Here is a 751-nt window from a genome sequence, read left to right as displayed (position 1 = left end):
AAGACGGCGTACGAGATAGGAGTCCGTCTCGTGGGCTCGGAGATGTGTATAAGAGACAGACACGCACTATCCCGACCTGCGGGTGGTGCTGCGGATCTTCGACACCACGATGGCCGACGAGGTCGAGCGGCGCTTCGGCATCCATACGGCACGCAGCGCGTCCGCCCTGGCCACGCCGTATTTCGTCGGCGCGGCGCTCGGTTACGACGTCATCAGTACTTTCTACGTGCAGCGCACGCCGTTCCTGGTGGCCAGGATGACCATCCACGCCGGCGGCGGGCTGGTCGGCCCGACCCTGCGGGAGCTGTCCACCGGGACCCGGGTGCTCGCCGTGATCACCACAGCCGCGAACGCGGACACCGGCGGCGGCGTGGACCGGGACGGCCAGGGGGCGCCCGGCGGCGGGCCGGACTACCGGCCGGGACGCCACACCCGGCTCCGGCCCGGGGACGAGCTGTTCGTGGTGGGACCGGTGAACCGGATCGTCGACATGGTGCGGCGCAACCAGCAGGTTGACATCCCCGCGCGGCACCGCCCCGCCGACGGGACCGCCGGCGGTCCCGGTGCCGGCGGCGAGGTCACCGCGGCGGGAACTGCGTAACAGCCTCACCGTGGTGTTGCGCTACCTGGACGAGTGGCCGCGCGGCGCATAGGGGACGTAATGAAGTAACAAATACGTGATCGAGAGCATCATCGCAGGTCACAGGCCTGTGGAGGGTTCGAAACGCGCAAGTTGTTTCATTTCGACTCC

1 pseudogene is annotated in these 751 nt (G+C 68.4%); it reads left to right on the top strand.

The window, feature by feature from the left end:
* Positions 1 to 76 precede the first annotated feature (76 nt).
* Positions 77 to 601: pseudogene (locus ACY45C_RS16145) on the top strand (potassium channel family protein); the annotation flags it as partial.
* Between the last annotated feature and the right edge of the window lie 150 nt (positions 602 to 751).

It is taken from the genome of Frankia sp. CcWB2, from assembly GCF_977927585.1.
Note: the sequence above shows the minus strand (reverse complement) of the source record. Positions and strands in the feature narration are given on the sequence as shown.